A 3681-nucleotide genomic window follows, 5' to 3' on the forward strand; every position below is an offset into this window, starting at 1 on the left:
GTGAACACGATCCGCGCGTCGTCCCGCAGGTCGGCGGGCAGTTCGGTGCGCGCGGCGCGGACCGCGTCCGCGACGGCGGCGACGAACAGCGGGTGATCGTAGAACTGGCGCAGCTTCGTCAGTGCCGGGCCGCCGGGAACCGCGGTACGGGCCCGGGCGATGTCCTCGTGGTACTGCCGGCAGCCGGAGTACCCACCCCACGCCGAGGTCGGGAACACCAGGGCGTTGCCGATGCCGTCGTCGCGCATCGCGGTGACGGTGTCCTCGATCATCGGATGCCAATTGCGGTTACCGAAATACACCGGAAGCGTGATGCCCGCATCGGCGAACTCGGCCTCGATGCGGGCGATCAGGTCCCGGTTCAGGGCGTTGATCGGTGAGACACCCCCGAAGTGCAGATAGTGCTGCACGACCTGGTCGAGACGTTCCGGCGGTACGCCGCGCCCGCGGGTGACGTTCCCGAGGAACGGACGGACGTCCTCGGGTCGTTCGGGACCGCCGAACGACAGCAGCAGCAGCGCGTCGTACGGTTCGGGGGTGCTGACCATCACCTGTCCTGGGTCAGGCGCCGAAGCCGACCTGGGAGTGGAATCCCCCGTCGACATAGATGATCGAACCGGTGGTGCCGGGCAGCCAGTCGGACAGGACGGTACACACGGTCTTGGCGACGGGGGCCGGGTCGTCGACGTCCCAGCCGATCGGTGAGGCGGCCGACCAGCCTTCGTTGAGGCGGTTCATTTCGGCGCCCGGTCCGGTGGCGTCACCGGCGATGGCCTTCGCGGCGAGGGTCTTGATCGGTCCGGCGGAGACGAGGTTCGAGCGGATACCGCGCGACCCGACCTCCTTGGCGACATACCGGTTGACGGACTCGAGGGTCGCCTTGGACACACCCATCCAGTTGTAGAACGGCATTGCCCGTGACGGATCGAAGTCCATGCCGACGATCGACGCATTGTCCTTCAGCACGGGGAGAACCGCCTTGGCGAGCGCCGCGTACGAGTACGCGGACACCTCGACGGCGACGGCCACATCGGACCACGGCGCGTCGAGGAACGGGCTACCCAGGCACGAGCGGGGCGCGAAGCCGATGGAGTGCACGACACCGTCGAGTCCGTCCGGGGCGAGTTCACGCACCTTGTCGGCCAGCCCGGCGAGGTGTTCGGGGTCCTGCACGTTCAGTTCAATGGCCGGCGGCACCGGCTGTGGGAGCCGCTGCGCGATGCGGTCGATCAGCCGCAACCGATCGAAGCCGGTGATGATCACCGTCGCGCCTTGTTCCTGCGCGACCTTCGCGGTGTGGAACGCGATCGACGAGTCGGTGATGATCCCGGTGACGAGAATGGTCTTGCCCTCGAGCAGTCCGCCCATGAGTGTGTCGGTCCTCCAGTGAGTATCGGATACGGTCGCGCGCGTTGTGGTCAGTGGCCCATGCCCATGCCGCCGTCGACGGGGATGACCGCGCCGGACACGTAGGCGGAATCGTCGGAGGCGAGGAAGCTGACGACGGCGGCGACGTCCTCGGGTCTGCCGAGGCGCTGCAGCGGAATGAACTTCTTCGCGGTGTCACGCAGATCGTCGGACAACTCCGCGGTCATGTCGGTTTCGATGAAGCCGGGGGCGACGACGTTCGCGGTGATCGAGCGGGAGCCGAGTTCACGGGTCACCGATCGGGCCAGGCCGATCACGCCTGCCTTGGACGACGCGTAGTTGATCTGCCCGGCCTGCCCGGCCATGCCGACGACGGAGCCGAGGAAGATCATCCGGCCCCAGCGTCCGCGCAGCATCGCACGGTTGGCGCGCTTGGCGCAGCGGAACGCGCCGGTGAGATTGGCGTCGAGCACCTTCGTGAACTGGTCGTCGGACATGCGCATGAGCAGCGTGTCGTCGGTGATCCCGGCGTTGGCGACCAGCACCTCGACCGGACCCTGATGCTCTTCGACCTGCTTGAACGCGGCATCGACGGAGTCGGTGTCGGTGACGTCGCACACGACGCCGAACAGACCGTCGGGAGCACCGGAACCACGGTGGGTGACGGCCACCTTGTGCCCGTCGGCCTGCAGCCGACGCGCTACCGCCAGGCCGATACCGCGGTTACCGCCGGTGACCAGGACCGAACGCGGGATCGTGGCGGTGCCGGCCGCGCCGGTGAGGGTGGGGACGTCGGACGGTGCTTCGGTCATGGTGTCGAACCCTATCTGGTGATCGGACGAGATCCGCCGGGACCTCGCGAGTAGAAGGCGGAGCGGTCAGGGTAGGCGCTGGCGCAGCAGCAATGCCGCCGCGAGCCCTCCCACCGCGGCGAGCACACCGAGAATCAACCACGGCCGGCTGGCATCGCCGCGGGTGGTTTCGAACCCGATCTGCTCCTCGAGCGTGTCGTAGGCGTCCTCGAGTTCCTCGAGGCTGGAAGCGGTGAAGAACTCCCCGCCGGAGAGATTCGCGATCTCCTTGAGGGAGGGATCGTCGACCGGGACGGGAATGCGCTCGTCCTCGATGGTGACGGTGCCGTATTCGGTACCGAAGGAGATCGTCGACACCGGAATACCCTTGTCCGCGGCCTGACGTGCGGCGGTGAATCCGCCGCGCGGGTCGTCGGGGCTTTCCGGAACGGTCTGCTTTCCGTCAGACAGCAGCACGATGCGCGCGGGTGGCGCCTGGTCGCTGCCGCCGAGGACCGCGGCGAGCGTGTCGATCGACTGCATCGCGGTGAAGATGGCCTCACCGGTCGCGGTGCGCTCACTGAGGGTGAGCTGGTCGATCGCCGACTTGGTGGCCTCGCGATTCGTCGTCGGCGACACCAGCACCGACGCGGTACCGGAGAACGCGACCAGACCGAGGTTGATGCCGGGGGTCAGGTCGTCGGCGAACTGTTTGGCGGCGTGTTGGGCGGCGGCGAGCCTACTGGGCGCGACATCGGTGGATTCCATCGACAGTGACACGTCGATGACGAGCACCACCGTGGCCCGGTTCCGGGGGACGCGCTGTTCGGCCGTCGGACCGGCGAGCGCGACGGTGAGCAACGTCAGCGCGCACAACAACGCAATGATCGGAACATGCCGGGCCCGGCCAGGACGACTGGGCGCGACCTTCTCGAGCATCTCGAGATTGCTGAAGCGCAGGGCGTGCCGCTGCTTGCGCCGCTGCATGACGATATAGCCGGCGGCCAGTGCGGCCACTACGACGAGGAACAGCAGCCACCACGGGGACGCGAAATCGGAGAAGCTCATCGGGCCCCTTTCCCGGATGCACCGAAACTGTGCCGGCGGGCGGCGACGAACCGGACGACGTCCTCGATCCAGTCCCGATCGGTCCGCAAGGTCATCTGTGGTGCGCCGCAGCGGCGCAGTGCCTGCCGCACGGCGGCGCGGTGTTCAGCGGCGGCGGCGGCATAGTCGGCCCGCAATCGCTGCGTGGTGGTGAATTCTCGGGTGCGCCCGGTTTCCGGGTCGTGCAGCACCACATCCCCCAGGTCCGGAAGTTCCACGTCACGCGGATCGAGCACCTCGACGGCCAGCAGATCGTGCCGGCCCGACAGTGCGCGCAGGGATCGCTCCCAGTCCAGCGGTCCGAGGAAGTCGCTGATGACCACGACGAGTCCGCGTCGGCGCTGCGGCCTTCGCAACGCCTCGACGGCGCCGCGCAGGTCGCCGCGGGTGCCGTCGGGTGCGTGCGGGGTCGTCG

The 3681-nt window shown here is 68.2% G+C and carries 4 protein-coding genes and 1 pseudogene; all 5 read right to left on the bottom strand.

Going from position 1 to position 3681, the window contains the following annotated elements:
- On the bottom strand, positions 1 to 548 hold a 548-nt coding region (locus tag WAX14_RS07935; RefSeq protein ID WP_422627545.1), incomplete at its 3' end, for a ferrochelatase.
- A gap of 13 nt (positions 549 to 561) precedes the next feature.
- Positions 562 to 1368, bottom strand: a complete 807-nt coding sequence (gene inhA, locus WAX14_RS07940; RefSeq protein WP_422627546.1) for an NADH-dependent enoyl-ACP reductase InhA — start codon at positions 1366 to 1368, stop codon at positions 562 to 564.
- A 50-nt stretch (positions 1369 to 1418) separates the two neighbouring features.
- Complete coding sequence (fabG1, locus tag WAX14_RS07945; RefSeq protein WP_422627547.1) at positions 1419 to 2180, bottom strand: 3-oxoacyl-ACP reductase FabG1; 762 nt, start codon at positions 2178 to 2180, stop codon at positions 1419 to 1421.
- Positions 2181 to 2246: 66 nt separating this feature from the next.
- Entirely contained in the window at positions 2247 to 3227 is a 981-nt protein-coding gene (locus WAX14_RS07950) for a VWA domain-containing protein (protein WP_422627548.1), read from the bottom strand.
- Positions 3224 to 3681, bottom strand: a pseudogene (locus WAX14_RS07955) (DUF58 domain-containing protein); the annotation flags it as partial. The pseudogene WAX14_RS07955 and the gene WAX14_RS07950, both read right to left, overlap by 4 nt.

Origin of the sequence: Rhodococcus sp. (in: high G+C Gram-positive bacteria) (genome assembly GCF_049299235.1) — a bacterium.
Taxonomy (GTDB): Bacteria; Actinomycetota; Actinomycetes; order Mycobacteriales; family Mycobacteriaceae; genus Rhodococcus.